At 43.8% G+C, this 20210-nt stretch carries 17 protein-coding genes and 1 tRNA gene; 7 read left to right on the top strand and 11 right to left on the bottom strand.

What is annotated here, in order from left to right:
- Window positions 1-282: 282 nt before the first annotated feature.
- The 5 genes from HDC92_RS14995 to HDC92_RS14975 all read right to left on the bottom strand — a co-directional run bounded on the left by HDC92_RS14995 (window position 283) and on the right by HDC92_RS14975 (window position 4209).
- Window positions 283-735 (bottom strand): PA2169 family four-helix-bundle protein, encoded by a 453-nt coding sequence (locus HDC92_RS14995; protein WP_255484541.1) that lies wholly within the window; start codon window positions 733-735, stop codon window positions 283-285.
- A 192-nt stretch (window positions 736-927) separates the two neighbouring features.
- The gene (locus tag HDC92_RS14990; protein WP_015808706.1) at window positions 928-1227 is read right to left on the bottom strand and encodes a hypothetical protein; all 300 of its coding nucleotides are present in this window, start codon (window positions 1225-1227) and stop codon (window positions 928-930) included.
- A gap of 60 nt (window positions 1228-1287) precedes the next feature.
- Window positions 1288-1725, bottom strand: coding sequence for an Hsp20/alpha crystallin family protein (locus HDC92_RS14985; protein ID WP_183875648.1), 438 nt, complete (start codon window positions 1723-1725; stop codon window positions 1288-1290).
- A 316-nt stretch (window positions 1726-2041) separates the two neighbouring features.
- Window positions 2042-2131, bottom strand: a tRNA-Ser gene (locus tag HDC92_RS14980).
- 68 nt (window positions 2132-2199) lie between these two features.
- Window positions 2200-4209 (bottom strand): HD family phosphohydrolase, encoded by a 2010-nt coding sequence (locus HDC92_RS14975; protein ID WP_255484544.1) that lies wholly within the window; start codon window positions 4207-4209, stop codon window positions 2200-2202.
- A gap of 463 nt (window positions 4210-4672) precedes the next feature.
- Between HDC92_RS14975 and HDC92_RS14970 the strand changes: the two genes are divergently transcribed.
- The 5 genes from HDC92_RS14970 (at window position 4673) to HDC92_RS14950 (ending at window position 10994) form a co-directional block, all read left to right on the top strand.
- Window positions 4673-5851 (top strand): acetyl-CoA C-acyltransferase, encoded by a 1179-nt coding sequence (locus tag HDC92_RS14970; RefSeq protein WP_183875646.1) that lies wholly within the window; start codon window positions 4673-4675, stop codon window positions 5849-5851.
- Window positions 5852-6778: a hypothetical protein gene (locus tag HDC92_RS14965; RefSeq protein WP_015808710.1), complete on the top strand. Its 927-nt coding sequence runs from the start codon at window positions 5852-5854 to the stop codon at window positions 6776-6778.
- 128 nt (window positions 6779-6906) lie between these two features.
- A complete protein-coding gene (locus HDC92_RS14960) occupies window positions 6907-8661 on the top strand; it encodes a peptide MFS transporter (protein ID WP_015808711.1) in 1755 nt (584 codons plus the stop codon).
- Window positions 8662-8673: 12 nt separating this feature from the next.
- Window positions 8674-10167: a peptide MFS transporter gene (locus HDC92_RS14955; protein ID WP_183875644.1), complete on the top strand. Its 1494-nt coding sequence runs from the start codon at window positions 8674-8676 to the stop codon at window positions 10165-10167.
- Between the two features lie 95 nt (window positions 10168-10262).
- Window positions 10263-10994: a polyprenol monophosphomannose synthase gene (locus HDC92_RS14950; protein WP_183875642.1), complete on the top strand. Its 732-nt coding sequence runs from the start codon at window positions 10263-10265 to the stop codon at window positions 10992-10994.
- 1 nt (window position 10995) lies between these two features.
- On the opposite strand, the gene HDC92_RS14945 is transcribed toward HDC92_RS14950, so the two are convergent.
- Genes HDC92_RS14945 through proS form a run of 5 tightly spaced genes read right to left on the bottom strand, consistent with a single transcriptional unit; the run spans window position 10996 to window position 15768 of the window.
- Window positions 10996-11511: a YdeI/OmpD-associated family protein gene (locus HDC92_RS14945; RefSeq protein ID WP_183875640.1), complete on the bottom strand. Its 516-nt coding sequence runs from the start codon at window positions 11509-11511 to the stop codon at window positions 10996-10998.
- Window positions 11512-11544: 33 nt separating this feature from the next.
- Window positions 11545-12414, bottom strand: a complete 870-nt coding sequence (locus HDC92_RS14940) for a TIGR02757 family protein (RefSeq protein WP_255484540.1) — start codon at window positions 12412-12414, stop codon at window positions 11545-11547.
- 32 nt (window positions 12415-12446) lie between these two features.
- Window positions 12447-13586, bottom strand: a complete 1140-nt coding sequence (locus tag HDC92_RS14935; protein ID WP_183875638.1) for a cystathionine gamma-synthase — start codon at window positions 13584-13586, stop codon at window positions 12447-12449.
- On the bottom strand, window positions 13570-14277 hold the full coding sequence (locus HDC92_RS14930; protein ID WP_015808717.1) for a hypothetical protein: 708 nt from the start codon (window positions 14275-14277) through the stop codon (window positions 13570-13572). Before HDC92_RS14930 ends, HDC92_RS14935 begins: the two co-directional genes overlap by 17 nt.
- Window positions 14278-14295: 18 nt before the next feature.
- Window positions 14296-15768 carry a proline--tRNA ligase gene (gene proS / locus HDC92_RS14925; protein ID WP_183875636.1) on the bottom strand — a complete coding sequence of 491 codons (1473 nt, stop codon included), beginning with the start codon at window positions 15766-15768 and terminating at the stop codon, window positions 14296-14298.
- Between the two features lie 104 nt (window positions 15769-15872).
- Between proS and HDC92_RS14920 the strand changes: the two genes are divergently transcribed.
- Together HDC92_RS14920 and HDC92_RS14915 are read left to right on the top strand one after the other, a co-directional pair.
- Window positions 15873-16754, top strand: coding sequence for a hypothetical protein (locus HDC92_RS14920; protein WP_015808719.1), 882 nt, complete (start codon window positions 15873-15875; stop codon window positions 16752-16754).
- An 18-nt stretch (window positions 16755-16772) separates the two neighbouring features.
- Window positions 16773-18302: an OmpP1/FadL family transporter gene (locus HDC92_RS14915; protein ID WP_183875635.1), complete on the top strand. Its 1530-nt coding sequence runs from the start codon at window positions 16773-16775 to the stop codon at window positions 18300-18302.
- A gap of 51 nt (window positions 18303-18353) precedes the next feature.
- On the opposite strand, the gene HDC92_RS14910 is transcribed toward HDC92_RS14915, so the two are convergent.
- Window positions 18354-20186, bottom strand: a complete 1833-nt coding sequence (locus HDC92_RS14910; RefSeq protein ID WP_183875633.1) for a UbiD family decarboxylase — start codon at window positions 20184-20186, stop codon at window positions 18354-18356.
- Window positions 20187-20210: the final 24 nt, after the last annotated feature.

Genomic DNA, 20210 nt, shown 5'->3' with positions numbered 1-20210 from the left:
TTAGGGTGTATAACTCAAATAAAAATAAAAATACTGGGTGTATAACCAGATTGAAATTAATTCATTAACCTGTATAGCTATAAACGGATAAGACAGATTTGTTTCTACTTATCACCTTACTATCTGCTGCTCAATACCTCGGTCGTAGCTTGTTCGTAAAAAGTACCCTTTTTATGAGCCAGGTGTGCGCAAGCTACGAGCAAAGTACGCCCAAGGACGAAGGTAGAGCCAGATTTATTACAAGCCGCCTTTTATAGGCGGCTTGTATTTTTCTTAGGAGTTTTAGCTGGTCAGTTTTGCAGCATCACGCAAAGCCTTGATCGCATCATGCGCAGATTTGATCTCTTCAGCCTGCCGGCTTACAGTCGACAAAGCTTCGCCCCCCAATTCTCCTTTTTGCAAAGCCAGCTGATAAGCGGCCTTGATCGCGTCTTCCCCACGTTCTGCTTCATTGAGAATGCTCAACCGGTCATTTCCGCCAAATAACGACTTCACATCTATCCAGGCCCGGTGCAAAGTACCGGCAATGGTGTTGCCCGTTTCTACCTCTTCACCAAGCCCCGCTACCAATGCAACCAGTTCCTGGCTGAATTTTCTGCTCTGGGTACTGTACTCCTGGAATATTGCTTTCAAATCAATATTTTCATCTTTAATGTCTAAAGCCGCTTTCTGGAAACCTTCAATGCGGTCATTATTAATTTCGATCAGCTCATTTAAAATTGTTGTCGTTTTCATAGTCATCTTTCTTGAGTTTATATAACATGCAATCAATCGAATTGTTTTTTCTAGCTGGCAGCTGTTGGTACCGGTAAGCTATACCAATGGTTATGATCAGCCAACAGTACAGATGTGAAGTACAATATCAGGTTGACTACTGTTATTGAATTTGACGGGTATGATGCTACATGGATAATGGGCTCAAAACACTTATAACGATCTATTCTGCTCCAGATTCAGCTCTTTAAACACTTCTTTAGTAATAATCTTGGTATTATAAGCCAAATGCTCCCAATTACAATGGAGAATAGATATTGGATAAGGAATCCCATCCTGCCTTTTGGTTAAATCCATACTAATTACCGAATTCTCCATGATTTCCCGCTCACCCCGCATCAAACCAAAAATACGTTCGGCGAATTGCTGATCAACGCCCAAATAAAAGCTGGCATAAGTTTCCAAACCTTTAAGGGTTTTCATATTCAGCGAAATTTCAAAAGAAGTTCCCATAATAGAAGATAAAAAAAAGAGCCACCTGATGGCAGCTCTGTAAATTGATTTTACAAAAAATTATTTAATCTCTATCTGACGGCTTATTGCCTTTGCCTCTTCCCTTTTAGGGATATCAATAGCCAATATACCTTCGTTATAGCTTGCCTGTATGCCGTTTTCATCTGCACTTTCAGGTAAGGTAAATGAACGGACAAAAGAGCTATAACTATATTCGCGCTTGGCATAGTTTCTTTGCTCCTGCTTATCTTCTGTGCGCTTCTCTACAGAAATATTCAGCACATTCCGTTCAAGACTGATTTTGAAATCTTCTTTTTTAAGTCCCGGAGCAGCCAGTTCAACGTGATAGTGGTCCCCCGATTCACTGATGTTGGCCGCAGGTACCCTGGTTACCATACGGTCGGCAAAGAAGGTATCATTGAAAATAGAATCAAAAACATCATTAAAGCCCGGCATTAATGTGTTGTTTTTTTGTGGATTAAATTTAACCAGTGTCATAGGTTTTTCCTCCTTAATTTGATTTAATGATTAAAACTTATAATTAATTAAACAATTTGAACTCAAGGTTCGGTAAAAATATGACAACTGAAATGCCAAATGGATTTTTGCTTAAATTAACAGAAATAATTACAGCATTGCTGAAAAATATTCAGTTTCCGGCTGTCAAAAATTCAGAAATAGCGGGTTCATATCTGTAATCTATAACAAATGGAAAGGACATTTGCATCAGGAATTGCTGGTTTTGCCAGACAGGTGTATCAAATAAAAAGGGTTGCTCTTTGTGGAGCAACCCTTTTTATTTAAGCTTTCCGCTTGGCGGAGAGGGCGGGATTCGAACCCGCGGTACCGTTGCCAGTACGACAGTTTAGCAAACTGTTCCTTTCGGCCACTCAGGCACCTCTCCAATTCCCGTTAGCATCCTTGCTGAGGGAGTGCAAATATAGCAACGTGATCGGTGTTTGCAAAAAAAAATTACAGAGTTTGCTGATAATCTATGCGCACATGATAAATGCTCATCAGCATTGTCTTGAATATCAGCTTTATAGTTTCCAGATCTTTTAACGTAATATCGCAATTGTCCAACTGGTTTTGCTCCAGTTTATAATCTATGATCCTTTCAACAAGGTCATTTATACTTTGGGCATCCGGATTTTTCAGGCTCCTTGAAGCTGCTTCTACCGAATCGGCCAGCATCAGCACCCCTGTTTCTTTAGAAAACGGGATAGGCCCCGGGTACCTGAAAATGTTCTCATCTACAAATTTTTCAGGCGAGTTCTTTAAGAACGACTGATAAAAATAATCTACCCGCGTATTGCCATGGTGTGTCCGTATAAAATCAATCACACTCTCCGGCAGCTGGTGCCTGCGGGTAATTTCTATGCCCTTATGCACGTGTTTAATGATGATCTGAGCACTCTGCTCGTAAGGCAGCTTATCGTGCGGACTCAAAGCGGTATTCTGGTTTTCTATAAAATACTGCGGGTTCTCTATCTTACCGATATCATGGTACAGTGCCCCTGCCCTTACCAGCAATGAATTGCCCCCTATTTTAAAAATGGCTGCCTCGGCCAGGTTGGCCACCTGCAGGGAATGCTGAAAAGTACCTGGTGCTTTAAAAGCCAGCTCCCGCAGCAGCTTGTTATTGGTATTGGTCAGCTCAATCAGGGCCACATCCGAAGTAATGCCAAACATCTTTTCAAAGGCATAAATAAGCGGGTATGCCAGCAGCGAAAGCAGGACACTTACAATAAATGGCACAAAATTCATCCATTCTATCTGGGTCAGTGATCCTTCCCTTAGTAAAGCTATACCCAGGAAAGAAACAAAGTAAGCCGAAAGGATAAATAAAGCAGACAACAGCAATTGCTCGCGCTTAATTAAATTTCTGATACTGTAAATGGCGACCATGCCCGAGGTAACCTGATAAAAAACAAACTCAAAGCTGTTGGCCACAAAAAAACCAGAAATGAGCACCACCAGCAAATGCAGGTAAAGCGCAAGCCGGGTATCAAACAGGATACGGATAATGATGGGGACAATACAGAACGGTATATAATAAATACTCGGCAGATTGAGTTTAATGGCCCAGGTTAAGGCCAAAAGCATCGTGGTAATCACCAGCAGGATCAGTGACAGCTGCCGGTTATCGGCAAAAATATCCTTTCTGAACAGCTTAAGAAACACCATCAGCAGGCTCACGATAAAGCCCACCAGCAAGATCTGGCCCAGGTAAACCAGTTTACTGTCGCCTATGGTTTTGGTCTGGGCCTCATAGGCCTCCTTAAAGGAAAGCAGTTTTTGATATACCTCATCGTCAATCACATTGTCCTTGGAAATGATCAGCTCGCCCTTTTGCACCATCCCCCTGGTGGTAGACAGGCTGCTTACCGTGTTGTTCTGCACCACAGCAGTCAGCTTTTCATCAAAAACAATATTGGGCTGTAAATGATCCTCCGCCAGGTTCTCTACCACTTCCTCAATTTTCAGGTTAACCGATTTAAAGTTATTTTTAAAATAGGCCAACGCGCTCTGTACCGTAAAAACGTCCTGGGTGTTTACCGTCTTGCTGATGTTGTTGTTCAGCAAAGAAAAATCGTAATTGGGGTTATTGCTTTTCTGGTGTTTTATGTTGATGGCAATAATCCCTTTGTTATAGATATCCTGCAACAGCTTCAAAGCGCTTTGCCTGTAGCCTGGTCTTTCACTTTCAGGGAAGGCATTGGTCCTCCATTTCACATCAAATTCATTCAGATAAGCCTCTTCTACCGCGTTAAAAAGTTCTCTGTTTAACTTATAAATTGGCAAAACATTGTCCAATGCATCCTGTTTATCAATGGTAACCTGTGGATTTGTTTTTAAAATGGCAAAACTAAAGGGCGATACCAGGTCTTTGTTCTTCCAGATCGTACCTTTCTCAAACTCATACCTGAAACGCGGTTGTTTAGGCAAAAAAACCGTTATGATGAGCACTGAAAGCACCATCATAATGTATTTTATGTTAGATGAATACTTGCGGTACAATACCTTATGGGAATTCTTTCTGATTTTAGCCAAAGCGATATAAATTGATTATTACTCAAAAATAACACAAATATTCGTCGTAATGTAATTGTTTTTAAATCGCCGGGCGATGATCATGCGTTTTGGTAACGTAAAGCACCGGATTTGCTTTTCATATGCTCCATTTATTTTTAAATTTTTTTTTAAACATTTTTAGATCATTTTTAAATCTTATGTTGGTCAAATCGACCTAGCAAGGACCTAGCAACGTTCCAGTAAGGTCCTAATAAGGTTCTAATAAAATATAGCGCAGTTTAAACACATTTCATCAGGACCAGGCCCTGCGCTCAGCCCCCGGACATTGTAAAAGTTAAATTACCTGGTATTTAACCACCGATAGCCGGTAAATACTTAACTTTGTTCATAACTAACTTAAAAACATTAAATGAAAGAAGTAGTCATTGTTTCTGCTGTAAGAACCCCGATTGGAAGTTTTGGAGGCTCATTATCGGGCTTTTCTGCTATCCAGCTGGGTGCTTTTGCCATTAAAGCAGCTGTTGAAAGGGCCGGGATTAAGCCAGGCGACATCCAGGAGGTTTATATGGGCAATGTGTTATCTGCCGGACTGGGACAGGCGCCCGCCACGCAGGCAGCTAAATTTGCCGGTTTGCCGGATGTACCTTCAACAACAATCAATAAAGTATGTGCATCGGGTACCAAGGCCATTATGCTGGCCGCCCAAAGTATAGCCCTGGGCCAGAACGATATCGTTGTGGCGGGTGGTATGGAAAGCATGAGCAATGTGCCCTATTACCTGGACAAAGCCAGAAATGGTTACCGGCTGGGGCACGGACAAATTACAGACGGACTGGTAAAAGATGGGCTGTGGGACGTATATAACGATTATCACATGGGCGCTGCTGCTGAACTTTGTGCTGCTGAATGTGGCTTTAGCCGCGAAGAGCAGGATGCTTTTGCGATCGGTTCCTACAAAAAATCGCAGGCCGCACAAACAGAGGGCAGGTTTAACCAGGAAATTATTGCTGTAGAAGTGAAAGACCGCAAAGGCGATACTACAATGGTAGATAAGGACGAAGAGCCATTTGCCGTAAAATTTGATAAGATACCTGGCCTTAAACCTGTATTTAAAAAAGATGGTACTGTAACAGCGGCAAATGCGTCGACCTTAAATGATGGCGCTGCTGCACTGGTTCTAATGAGTGCCGATAAAGCTGCAGCACTGGGTTTAAAGCCCCTGGCTAAAATTTTAGCTTATGCCGATGCCCAGCAGGCACCGGAATGGTTTACCACTGCACCGGCAAAAGCCATCCCCCTGGCCTTAAAAAAAGCCGGAAAAAGCATCGCTGATGTTGATTATTTTGAAATCAATGAAGCTTTTTCTGTAGTTTCGTTAGCAAACAATAAAGAAATGGGTTTAAATGCAGAAAAAGTGAACATTAATGGTGGCGCGGTTTCAATGGGACATCCCCTTGGTGCGTCTGGTGCCAGGATTGTGGTTACCCTGCTTTCCGTTTTAGCGCAGCAACATGGCAAAATAGGCGTTGCCGGTATTTGTAATGGCGGCGGCGGTGCCAGTGCCCTGGTAATAGAAAACATGAACTAAATGATTAAGGCTTTAAAACCTTTACTGTTATTTTTTATACTATGCTGTGCCGCAACCCCGGTTTGGGCGCAGCATAGCTTCGACCTCAGCAATGTTCCGGCGTTAAAAAAATACCAGGACTCGCTCATCAGCATTTCCGAGGCAATGTACAATGCCGGGAACAACCAGGACCGCTTTGCGGCAAATGCAACATTTATTAAAACCCTGGTCAATGCATTAAAAACCCAGGCCTCCTTTAATTTCCCCTTCGACTCTTTAAAAAAGGTTACCGTTTTAAAATCGCCCGATAATGCCTTAAGGCTGATCTCCTGGTATGTACCCAATGATGATGGCACATACCGCTTTTTTGGGACCATACAAATGGCTACCAAAGACGGTAAACTAAAAATGTTCCCTTTAATTGACGGCACAGATAAAATTAAGGATGTAAACCAGGTAACAGACAATAAGAACTGGTACGGTGCACGCTATTATCAGATTGTGCCTGTTAAGATAAACGGACAGCAACCTTATTATGTGCTGATAGGCTGGAAAGGGAATAACGCCAAAACTTCAAAAAAAGTGATCGAAATCCTTTCTTTTGACAGGGCCGGGCAACCTGTATTTGGCAAGACCGTATTTGATGGCGTAAAAGGGAGCAGCCAGAAAAACAGGGTGGTTTTTGAATACAACAAGTTAAATTCCATGACCCTTACGATGGACAGGTCGGTAAACATGATCGTATTTGACCACCTCGCCCCTTTTACCCCTGATCTGGAAGGAAACTTTGAATTCTATGCATCCGATTTGAGCTTTGATGCGTATAGAGTTGCAGGCGGCAGGTTAAAGCTGGTTGAAAATGTAGAGATGAAGAATGAGCCCAATGCAATGGACGATTTTTATGCTGATCCGAAAGATAAAAGTACCAAAGCCCCAAAAAAACTTTAAACAACAGTATGAGGCAATTCAATCCATGTTAAAAATTTGTCAGTTTGACCACATGTAACTATCTTGCGCGATTAAAAAACAAACATTCCTATCATAAACTAACTAAACTTATTACATAAAAAACTAACATGAATACACAAAATTTGGACACACCAAATAACTTTTTCGAGAATAAGGTACTCGGACATCCGGCTGGATTGTTTGTCCTTTTCTTTACCGAGATGTGGGAACGGTTTTCTTATTATGGCATGCGGGCCTTGCTGGTGCTGTTCTTAATTTCAAACCTGGATAAAGGTGGCTGGCACTGGCCGGAAGAGAATGCACTGGCTTTATATGGCACTTATACCTCACTGGTGTACCTGACCACCATTATGGGTGGTTACCTGGCCGACAAATACCTGGGCTACCGCTGGGCTGTAGTTATTGGTGCCTGTCTGATGACCATGGGCCATGCCAGTATGGCGGTAGAAACACCGACGTTCTTGTACCTGGGCATCGGTTTCCTGATTTTTGGAAACGGCTTTTTCAAGCCCAACATGACCTCTATTGTTTCTTATATCTATAAAGACCATCCTGAAAAGAAAGATGGTGCCTATACCATTTTTTATATGGGTGTAAATGCAGGTGCATTTCTGGGCATTATGCTGTGTGGTTACATCGGCGAAACGGTGAGCTGGAGCTGGGGATTTGGTCTTGCAGGTATTTTCATGTTTTTTGGTATGCTGCAGTTCTATTTTACCCAGGGTATTTTTGGCGATGTGGGTAAAAGACCTACAGCTGAAGATAACCTTAAAAAGGCCAGCAACGATGATGGCGACAAAAGGGTACCTTTCACTAATCTTGACCTGACTTTAATTGTGGTTTCTTTGTTACTGGGCCTGGTATGGATCCTGAACGATCCCTATTCTAAGATCAGCGGTAACAATTTACTTGATTTTACGGCACTGGGCTTATCCGGACCAAGCTTTACCATTATCAGTGGTGTAATCATATTTTTAGTTTTACTGATCAGCAGGATCCTGCGTTACACTAAAGTAACCAGGGACCGTTTAATTGCCGTAACCATATTTGCTTTCTTTACGGTATTCTTCTGGGCCTCTTTTGAGCAGGCTGGTGGTTCTATGACCATCTTTGCTGATAAATATACACAGCGTGATTTTTCCGGCAGCGCAGCTGCCACCTTTAAGATCATCAATACCCTGCTAACAGTGGTACCGCTTGGCATCATCACCTTTGTACTGTGGAAACTGTTTACCCAGACTTTTAAAAAGTTTGCTGTTGGAAATATGATCCTGGGAACCAGTTTTGTGGTGATCTGGGCTGTAGTGATCTGGATGCTGAACAATGAGTTCCAGAAAGAGACCACTACTGTAGCCGCTTCCTGGTTTGGTATTTTAAACTCCTTTTTTATCATTTCTTTTGCACCCCTGGTCTCAAAGATCTGGGAAAGCAAATACAATCCGCCTGCAGCATTTAAATACGGACTGGGCATGACCCTGCTGGGTCTGGGCTTTGCCTCTCTGGCCTATGGTGCGTCGGCTATTACAGGTCCCGATGCCTCTATAAAAGTGAGCATGGTCTGGCTCATCTTTGCTTATCTTTTCCATACACTGGGCGAATTGTGCCTGTCACCTGTGGGCTTATCTTATGTCAGTAAACTGGTGCCTGCAAGGATGATCGGTGTGATGTTCGGCATCTGGTACCTGGCCATTGCCATTGGTAATAAAACTGCAGGTGCAATGGGTGGTATGATCAATGAAATTACCCATAAATATTCGCTTTCCACATTTTTCCTGATCTTTACCCTGGTGCCGGTTGGCCTGGGTATCCTGGTGATGTTGTTACATCCCCTGCTTAAACGGTTAATGCACGGTGTCAGATAATAAAAAAGGAATATGGCCGAACAATTGACATTAGAAGAAATCCAGGATTTTAAGGGCAAATACCCTAAACAACTCTGGGCGCTGTTCCTTGTAGAAATGTGGGAACGTTTCTGCTTTTACGGGATGCGGGGAATGCTGGTCATATTTATGATCGACAAGGTGCTTGGCCTGGCACTTACAGACAAGAGCGCCAACCTGCAATATGCGGCAATACAGGCCTTTGTGTATACCTTTACCTTTCTGGGTGGTATATTTGCCGACAAAGTGCTTGGCTTCAGAAAATCACTGTTCTTTGGTGGAATGGTGATGGTGCTTGGCAACCTGATCATCGCCACATCGCCTAAAGAGCTTTTCTATATCGGCATTACGCTTTCCATTATCGGGACCGGCTTTTTTAAGCCCAATGTTTCTTCAATGGTAGGCGAATTGTATAAAGATGGTGATGGCCGCAGGGATGCCGGTTATGGTTTGTTCTATGCTGGCATAAATGTAGGCGGTTTACTGGGTGGCGCTTTATGTGTATACCTGGGTAAGTACGTTTCCTGGAATTATGCTTTCCTGGCAGCGGCCGTTGTCATGGCGCTGGGGCTGGTTACCTTTATCTTTACCCAGAAAACCCTGGGCCCTATCGGTGATTCTCCTTTAAAGCATATGCCGCTAAATAAAAGAAGGATGCGTGAAATCGGTGTTTACCTCCTTTCGCTGATCTCTATACCACTGATCCTGATCATGGTGCAAAACACCAGGTACACGGATTATTTCATGTATACCATTGCACCTGTTGCGATTATTTATTTTTTGTACGAAACCTATACGGTTAAAGACCATAAGTTCAGGCTAAAACTATTTGCAGCCTTTATATTTATCTTCTTTTACTTTCTGTTCAATGCTATTTTTGAGCAAAGTGGTGGTTCTTTATCGCTTTTTGCGGCCGAGAATTTAAACCATAGCCTTCTTTTCTTTAACATCGACCCCAATGTGGTCAACAACAGCTCCAATTCTTTTTTTGTGATCCTGTTTAGTCCTTTAATTGGTTTGTTATGGTTATGGCTGGCCAAAAAGAAGATAGAGCCCAACTCGATCATCAAATTCGGCATTGGCTTTCTGTTTCTGGGTGCTTCTTTCTATATTTTCTTTTATACCCGTTTCTTTGCCGATGCAAATGGCATAACTTCCTTAAACCTGTTTACTTTTGGTTACCTGGTAACCACACTGGGCGAGCTGTGTTTAGGGCCTATCGGCATGTCGCTGGTTACCCAGCTTTCACCCAAGCGCTTAACAGGGATGATGATGGGCATGTGGTTCCTGGCCAGTGCATTCGGACAGTTTGCTGCTGGTAAACTGGGTGCCGATATGTCGGTAAGTGACGAGCATGCCTCTTTGGTTACCAAACTGCAATCGTACACGGATGGATACTACCAGCTGGCCATTTATGCTGCTGTTGCTGGTGTATTTTTAATTGTATTCTCACCTTTGATCAAAAAACTGATGCAGGGCGTCAGTTAATCGGATCATATTTAACATATTTTAACCCGTAACCGGTCACTGGCTACGGGTTTTTTCATTTAGAATCCATAATTTCGTGGATTAATTTATTTTACGTGTCAGACAGCCTGGTTATTATTCCCACTTTCAACGAAAAAGAAAACATCGAGAAGATCATCAGAAAGGTTTTTTCATTGAATTACTTTTTTGAGATCTTAATTATCGACGATGGTTCTCCCGATGGTACGGCTGATATTGTAAAAAAACTACAGCTGGAATATCCTGCACTTCACCTGGAACAGCGTACCGGAAAGTTGGGGCTGGGCACAGCTTATATCCATGGTTTTAAATGGGCTTTGGCGCGGCCGCAATATGCCTATATTTTTGAAATGGACGCTGATTTTTCGCATAGCCCGGAAGACCTGGTCCGTTTAAGAAATGCTTGTGTAAATGGGGCTGATGTGGCCATAGGCTCCCGCTATATCAACGGTGTTAACGTAGTGAACTGGCCAATGAGCAGGGTACTGATGTCGTATTTTGCTTCTATGTATGTCCGGATGATTACCCGTATCAACATACAGGATGCCACTGCGGGCTTTAAATGCTATACACGTAAAGTTCTGGCTACCATACCATTGGACAAAATTAAGTTTGTAGGCTATGCCTTCCAGATAGAGATGAAATTTACTGCTTTAAAATATGGTTTTAAAGTAGTAGAGATTCCTATCATCTTTACTGACCGTACCGAGGGGGTATCAAAAATGAGTACCAGGATATTCAGGGAAGCATTTTTGGGGGTGATCCAGATGAAGGTCTCGAGCTGGTTCAGAAAGTACGACCGCTCCTGAGTTATTTTTCTTCGCGCGGTTTACCGTCGCGCATCATGGTACCGAAGTCCCAGTCTTTATCCATTGCTGAAACGATCTTTACAATACGCTTGGTACGAGTAGCTTCGGTTTTGGCTGTATTTAACCAGTTGATGTGCCAGTTTTGATGTGATTTGGGCTGCTTTAAAAAGTTTTTGAGCAGGTGTGGTTCATCAGCCAGGCAAAGCTCAAGGTCTTCCGGCATTTCAATTTTAAAGGTCTTATCTTCCTCCAGGCTCAGTTCAATTACGGCGCCCTTCTCTTTCCTCAGTTTTTTGCGCAATGCCGCATTTAGGGCCATGATAAAATTGCCTTCGCCCATCGGCACAAAGGACAGGCCTTCAATGTCCACGTTATCTAGCTTACCTTTTACCCGAAAACTTTTTCTGCAATCCGGTTTAAGTTGATTTGCTATAGCCTGTGGAATAAAAACATAGGTCCAGCCAGATTTCTCCCCCATTTCGTTAAAACGTTCTATTTCTGCTTTAAAGGTGATCATACAAGTTAAAGTTATAAAGAATATCTTTTTTTTTTAAAACTTCTCTTCAACCCCTAAGCCAAACAAAGCAAAATCATACTTAACCGGGTCTGAAGGATCAAACTCCAGCAGGCGTGCAGTCAGCTCCACTGCCGTTTTCCAATCTGTCTGTTTACGTTCAATAAGTCCAAGCTTCCGCGCTACCCGGTCTACATGCACATCACAGGGGCAGATCAGGTCGGCAGGTTTCAACCGGTTCCATATCCCAAAATCAACCCCCTTATGATCCTGACGAACCATCCATCTCAGAAACATATTCAGCCGCTTGCAGGTAGATTTCTGCAAAGGGGAAGACACATGCTTGATCGTTCTGCGCGGGTAATCTGCCAAAGAGAAAAAATAAGAACGGAAATAATTGAGTGATTTTTCTATTCGCGGCACAGCACTGCTCAATTCCGGCAGCAGGCAGGCTGCAGAAGCACTGCCGCTAACCAGGGGTACTGTTCCTGATGTCATACCTGCTGTATATTCCGTCCTGAACTCATCTGCAGGTGATAGAAAGGCGGTTTCCAGGCTATCCGATTGCTGATAGTGCCGGTTAAAGAAGGACACAAAATACAGCAGGTCGGTATCGTTAAAAGTCCGGTGCTTAAAGCCCAGAAGCCCTTTCAGATCAGCATTGCCATGATGGAGCATAAAGTCGTAAGGCGCATGGTCCATTCTTGCAAAGAGTTCATTGCATTTATTGATGATGGTTTTGCGCTGTCCCCAAGCCAAAATTGCCGCAAAAAATGCGGCAATTTCTATATCCTGTTTTTTAGTGAACTGGTGCGGAATGCAGATCGGATCGTTTTGAATAAAGTTAGGGCGGTTGTACTGCGCCACCTTCATGTCCAAAAAATCTTTAAGTTCTAAAAATTCCAATATTTCATGTATTTATTTTAACTGTCTGCCTTTTATTTAAGTGCCTGTTCCAGATCCTCAATCAGATCGTCAATATCTTCAATGCCAACGCTCAAACGCAACAGGTTATCCGTTACACCAACCTTCTCACGCTCTTCCTTTGGAATAGAGCCATGTGTCATAGATACCGGATGGTTGATCAGCGACTCTACTCCGCCCAAAGATTCAGCAAGTGCAAAAACTTTAAAAGAACCTGCTACACGGAAAGTTTCCTGCAGATCGGCATTTTTTAAAGTAAAGGATACCATGCCCCCAAAATCGCGCATTTGCTGTTTGGCAATAGCATGGTTGGGATGATCTTCAAAGCCCGGCCAGTAGATCCGATCAACTTTAGGGTGTTTTTTAAGGAAATGCGCTACTTTAGCCCCATTTTCGCAATGTGCTTTCATGCGCAGGTGCAGGGTTTTAATGCCCCTTAAAACCAAAAATGCGTCTTGCGGACCAGGAGTGGCTCCACAGGCATTGTAAATAAACCAAAGGTCTTTATACAATTGTTCGTCATTTACCATTAAAGCACCCATTACCACGTCAGAGTGGCCGCCCAGGTATTTGGTAACTGAGTGCATCACAATATCAGCACCCAGGTCTATCGGGTTTTGCAGGTAAGGGGAAGCAAAAGTATTGTCAACCGCCAGCAACAGGTTATGCGCTTTGGCCAGTTTGGAAATACCGGCGATATCTACAATCTGCATAGTCGGGTTGGTAGGTGTCTCTATCCATACCAGCTTTGTTTTATCGTTTACAAAAGGCAAAATATTTTCCGGTCTGGAAAGATCAAGAAAATGGAATTTAATCCCATATTTTGCATAGATCTTGGTAAAGATGCGATAAGAACCCCCGTAAAGATCGTTGCCTGTGATCACCTCATCACCAGGCTGCAACAATTTCATCACTGCATCGGTAGCACCCATTCCGCTCGAGAAAGCCAGCCCATGTTTGGCATTTTCCAGGGCCGCCAGGCAATCTTCCAAAGCTTTACGGGTAGGGTTGGTACCTCTGGAATATTCAAAACCCTTATGATCGCCGGGCGATTTCTGCCAGTACGTAGAGGTTTGGTATATGGGGGTCATTACGGCCCCTGTGGTTGGATCAGGCTCCTGACCCGCGTGGATAGCTTTAGTCGCGAACTTCATATGTCTTATTTTGCTCTGTTTCTGCCTTAAACTGATAACCCAGGTGTTTACCAGTAGGATAACCACTGGCTACCAGCATAGATTGTTTTTGATTTAATGTGACGTCTTTTACCTGTGCAAAAGGTGGGATAACCAGGTCGGAGTCCAGACAGAACAGGATCGATCTTTCGATAATGTCTGTCAGCTTTTCTTCAGTTACCGTGTTGTTGGCAAAATCCTGGTACAGGAAATCGAGTGCCCCCTCCCCTTCCACTATAAAGTGTTTTTCTTTATTGATCAGGATCCTTGCAATCAGCGAACCTTCATCTGCCAAACGGTTATACTTAATAGAATCTGCCAGAAAATTATGGATGTAAATGATGCCACAATAGCTTAAAGAATCATCATCCTTAATGTATTTGGTCTGATATATGGAGTGTGAAGGATCGAAGGTGAAGATATTGGTATGCATAGATACCATCAGCATATCGCCGGAAAACTTTAGCTGGCCTTCAAATTTACTGTTCTCATTGAAATGAACCTCAACAGAAGGGTCTTTGGAGGTATAATCATGCTGTAATTTAATGGCAATCGTTGCCAGCTGTTTTTTCAACAGGGCAAATACCTCGGCCGTACTTCTGTAGATGGCCTGTTTTAAAGAAGCTTTATTTTCAAACTCGGTTAATATTTTCTGATAGTTTTCTGTCTCCATAATCAAAAATTAGCAGGCTTAATATGCCCTTGCAAATAATACACGCTGTTTAGATGGTTTGCCCGAATAAATACAAACACCGTCTTCCAGCTTATTGTTTAGCGGAACGCACCTGATGGTTGCTTTGGTCTCTTCTTTGATTTTTTGTTCCGTTTCGGGTGTTCCGTCCCAATGCGCTGCAATAAAGCCAGCCTTGGTATCCAGCAGTTCTTTCAGCTCATCATAAGAATTGGCCTCGGTAATGTGCGTATCCCTGAAGTTTAAAGCTTTATTATAGATGTTTTCCTGGATTTCTTCCAGCAGCTGGGCAATAAAGATCTCGAGCCCATCCTGCAATACAGTCTGTTTTTCCCTGGTATCCCTGCGGGCCAGTTCCACGGTTCCGTTTTCCATATCGCGGCCGCCAATGGCCAGACGTACAGGAACACCCTTTAACTCATATTCTGCAAATTTAAAGCCCGGACGCTGCGTGTCACGGTCGTCATATTTTACCGAAATGCCCATTCTTTTCAGTTTTGCGATCAGCTCGTCTACAAAACCGGTTATATTTTTCAACTCTTCCTCATGCTTATAGATCGGAACGATCACCACCTGTATAGGTGCCAGTTTTGGTGGCAATACCAGACCTGCATCGTCGCTGTGCGCCATGATCAAAGCCCCCATTAAACGGGTAGACACTCCCCAGGAACTGGCCCATACATGTTCAATTTTACCTTCTTTATTGGTAAATTTCACATCAAAAGCTTTGGCAAAGTTCTGGCCCAGGAAATGGGAAGTACCGGCCTGCAATGCTTTTCCATCCTGCATTAAAGCCTCAATACAATACGTATCCAATGCACCGGCGAAGCGTTCATTAGGGGTTTTTACCCCTTTTACGACAGGCACAGCCATCCATTGCTCGGCAAAGTCGGCATATACATCCAGCATTTTCCGTGTTTCTTCAACGGCCTCTTCGGCTGTGGCATGCGCAGTATGGCCTTCCTGCCACAAAAACTCGGTAGTACGCAAAAACAGGCGTGTACGCATTTCCCAGCGTACCACATTGGCCCATTGGTTGACCAGGATAGGCAGGTCCCGGTACGACTGGATCCAGCCTTTATAAGTGTTCCAGATAATGGTTTCAGAGGTTGGCCTCACAATCAGTTCTTCTTCTAATTTTGCCGTCTCGTCTACGATGATGTTTCCATTTCCATCATTTTTCAGCCGGTAATGTGTCACAACGGCACATTCGGTGGCAAAACCCTCAACATGTGAAGCTTCTTTTGAAAAAAATGACTTAGGGATGAATAAAGGAAAATAAGCATTGCTATGGCCTGTATCTTTAAATTTCTGGTCTAAAACCGCCTGCATCTTCTCCCAAATGGAATATCCATAGGGTTTTATGACCATACATCCCTTAACAGAGGAATGCTCTGCCAGGTCGGCTTTTATAACAATGTCGTTATACCACTGTGAATAATCTTCGTTTTTACTAGTAATACCTTTGCTCATAGCTGTTTGGAACGTTTTTTGTGTTAAATGACTTGTAAAGTAGGCTACAAATCTATAAATTTATACCTACAAAAAAACACAACACACAAAGAAGGGATATAGTTATGAAAGCAATTAATTTATTCACCGGCATGGCACTCACAGCGATAGTTGTGGCGTCGTGTTCTGCGCCCAGGTTAGCGCAGCAAAATTCGAATGATGATGTTTATAACTCAGTGGCGAAGGCTAAGGAATATAGACAGCAGGTACCGGTAAAAGAATCGGAGTACAATGCTCAGGATGATTATTATGGCACCAGTGATCCTTACTATGATATGGATTACTCTTCACGTATCAACAGATTTTCTTACGCCAACCCTTCATGGAGAAGCTATTACGATCCCTATTTTGATGGCGGATGGTATGGCAACTACGGTATGTCGTTGGGCTTAGGCTTTGGTTTAAGTCCTTTCTGGGGCTCTATGTGGAGCTCGCCATATTATGGCTGGGGCAATTATTATTCTCCTTTTTACGGTTATAACGGCTGGGGCTACAACAATTTCATAGGTGGCGGCTATTATGGCGGTGGCTACTGGGGTGGCGGTTATTATACAGGCAGAACCACTAATGTACCGGATTACAGGGCAAGACCCGCCAGAGGGGGCAGCAATGGCTACAATGGCACCAGGGGGAATGCAGAATACCTTTCTCCAAGATCAAGCGCAAGGGGACAAAACAATGCCGGCAATACAGCAGTAAGTTCAGGCCGTCCATCAAGGGGCAGCAGTGGTACTACACAACGTACTACCGAAAGTTCAAGACCGGGCAGCTCAGAAATGTCCAGACCAAGCAGGACTGAAACCTCGAGACCCGCTCCTACCTACACTCCTCCGTCAAGGGGCAGCGAAGGCAGCTCATCAGGCGGAAGCTATGGTGGTGGTTCATCGGGTGGCGGTGCAGGTGGTGCAGGCGGCGGTGGCAGACCATCAAGAGGTGGTGGCAGATAATTTTAGCGAAATACACAGATGAAGAAATTTACACAAATGCTAATGGTAGCTATGGTAGCTACCACTGGCACAACATACGCGCAGTACGCAGGCGATGCCATACGGTTTTCCAATGGAAATTATGGCAGTTCGGCAAGGTTTAAAGGAATGGGAAATGCCCAGATTGGGGTGGGTGGCGACATGAGTTCCTTAGGTGGCAACCCTGCAGGCCTGGGTCTTTTTACACGGTCGGAGTTCAGCTTTACACCAGAATTTAACAGTGCGGGTTCAAAATCTGACTTTCTGGGCAACAGGACAAACGATTCAGGCAATAAATTAAATGTAAACCAGGCCGGTGTGGTATGGTACAACCCTACCTATAGGATACAGGGAGAAAACACCAATAAAGGTGTGCTCAGCACTGTATTTGGCATAGGGTTTAACAGAAATGCTGATTTTACCCAGCATTATACTTATGGTGGCGACAATACAGCCAATTCCATGCGGAATTATTTTGCCGAGCTGGCCAATGGTTCAAAAAACCAGCAGGGCGACCTTGCTGCAAAATCATTGGAAAATTATGCTTTTGAAGATTATCTGATCAATTTTGGTACACCAGGTAACGCCAATACCTATACATCAGATGGTATAAATGGTGCTAGTCAGGTTAAAAAACAGATCTCATCAGGAGGTACTTCTGAACTGAATTTTTCAGGGGCATTGAACATCTCTAACCAGTTGTACATTGGGGCAACTATTGGAATGGTAAATGCACGTTATACCAGTGATGCAGAATTTACCGAGAATGGCGTTATAAACAGCTATAACGGTACCCCGGCTAATGGCCCTGTTGGTTTTGCCGGCAATGAGAATTACAGTTCTGTTTACACACAGAACCAGGAAACCAAAGCTTCCGGGGTTAACGGACGTTTGGGGATGATTTTCAGACCGGCAGGCAATTTCAGGATCGGTGCCACTTTTCAGACCCCAACCTGGTTATATGTAGAAGACATTTATGCTGAAAATTTGTATACTACATTGTCGGGCGAGCGTTTACCGAGCCGGAACGCACTCAATTACAGTTACAACTACCGTTTAAAAACCCCTTTAAAAGGGTCTTTGGGTGCAAGTTATGTGATTGGGGGCCAGGCCATACTTTCTGCTGATGTAGACTTTATTGATTATGCCAGTACCCGTTTTTCTCAGGATGGTGGTGGTACTCCTGACCAGACCATTATGGACAACAATGCAGATATAAAAAGACTGTATACATCAGCAGTAAACTACAGGGTTGGCGGCGAGTATAAGCTCAATAACCTAAGCTTAAGAGCAGGTTATGGCTTAAATGGCAGTCCATTAAAGGATGATACCCAGAACATATTTGACACCAAATATTACAGTGCTGGTTTAGGCTACCGCGTAAACGAGTATTATATAGATCTGGCCTACCAGCGTGTAGAGTCTCAGGACAGGGTAAGTCCTTACAGCCTTAACAATGGTACAGAACCTGTAGCCAGTCTGAAAAATGCAAACAACAATGTATTCCTTACTTTCGGAATCCGTTTTTAACAGCTTTATCCTATTGTCATAAAGGCCGGGGTTTTCCAACTCCGGCTTTTTTTATAGTATACCGTATAAAGAGGCCCCTTTAAGCCCCAGCCGTTCTATGTGTTTTTCTACCCTTTCATCCTTGATCAGCTCGGGTGCATGGTGCGGTTTTTTACGGGCATCAATAATCAGCGGCCCGCTGCAGCCCCAGTGCTTATTGTGGATAAAGGCGCCCAGTCCATGTACATCTGCTGCCGGATTGCTCCGTGTAAAGGTAACCCAGACCAGGTTGCTGATATTTCTGGCTGTAAATTCCTGATCGTCACAAAGTACAATTAAAGCCAGGCCATCATGCTGCTGACCTTTTAAATGCTGTTCCAGTAATACCAGTTCCTGCTCGGTATGCCCCTGATCTGTATAAGGCCTGGCCTTAAGGGCCAGCACACCAGGAATGGCCATCTGGTAGTGGTTAAAGGGTTCAGGCAGGTTAAAGCCTTTGGGCAGCTCATTTGCCAGTATCCTTTTTTGTGCCCCTGCGGCGGCAAAAACAACTTTTGAACCACTGTTAAGTCCATCGCCACTGTAATCCAGTGTATCTATAGTGGTGTTGGTATGGAAATGAAGATCAGTCCTGAAATCCATCCTCGAAAGCACATGCTGCATAAAGGCAGAAAGATCGTGCGTATCCAGGTGTTCATCATCTTCCCTGGCAGCAATAAATAGATATTTAGCCAGACTAAGCTGATTTTTTCCTAGAATATGATTGGCAATGGTCAGGATCTCCTGTGGCCTTCGGTCTTTCAGAAAAGGAGTATACCTTTCGCTGCCTATGGCAAAAAGCAAAGGATGTACACCTGCTGCATCCACTGCATTAACTTCTTTTAAGCCATGGATCTCTTTGGGCAGGGCCGATCCGGCAATTTCATGGATCAGTGCGCCAAAGCTGGTATCTTCCTGGGGTGGCCTGCCCACTACGGTAAACGACCAGACCGCATCTTTGCGGTGGTATACATTGTGCACCTTCATCAAGGGAAAAGGATGCGTAAGGCTGTAATAACCCAGGTGATCACCAAAAGGCCCTTCCGGTTTATTTTCCTGCGGATAGACCATACCGGTGATGACAAAGTCGGCATCGGCCGAAAGGCAAAAACCTTCTTCGTCGTAAAAATAGCGGAACCTTCTGTTGCCCAGTGCACCGGCAAAGGTCATTTCCGAAAGTCCTTCGGGTAAAGGCATTACCGCAGCCAGCGGATGTGAAGGTGGCCCGCCCACAAAAATGCTGACCTTTAAAGGCTGGCCTTTGGCATTGGCTTTACTCTGGTGTACCCCTATTCCACGATGGATCTGGTAGTGGAGCCCAATTTCTTTGTCCCGGATATAATCATTGCCGGCCAGCTGGATCCGGTACATGCCCAGATTGGCATTCAGGATACCAGGCTTGTCTATATCTTCTGTATACACCTGCGGCATGGTGATAAAAGGCCCGCCATCCATAGGCCAGTTTACAATCTGCGGGAGGGCGCTGATGCTTGTTTTACTGAATACCGACTTAAAACTCAGCTTTAAAGGGAGGGCCGTAAGGGCAGTAAACCCGATACCCGGTAATTTTAAAGGATTTTTAAGTGCCTTAATCGGATCGGCACGCAGGTTTACCAGCTGTTCTACTTTGGGCAGACTGTCCCTGAACATGAATTTAGCACGTTCAAGCGTTCCGAACAGATTGGAAACCGCCGGAAACTTACTGCCCTTAATGTTTTCAAAAAACAATGCGGGGCCATTTTGTTCATAAACACGAAGGTGGATCTGAGCCATTTCCAGGTAAGGATCTACCTCTTCTTTGATCCGGATTAAATGACCATGTTTTTCCAGGTCTGCAACACAATCTGCTAAACTTTGATATCCCATTACAGCCAAAGGTATTAAAGAATT

It is taken from the genome of Pedobacter sp. AK017 (assembly GCF_014200825.1).
GTDB lineage: Bacteria > Bacteroidota > Bacteroidia > Sphingobacteriales > Sphingobacteriaceae > Pedobacter > Pedobacter heparinus.
Note: the sequence above shows the minus strand (reverse complement) of the source record. Positions and strands in the feature narration are given on the sequence as shown.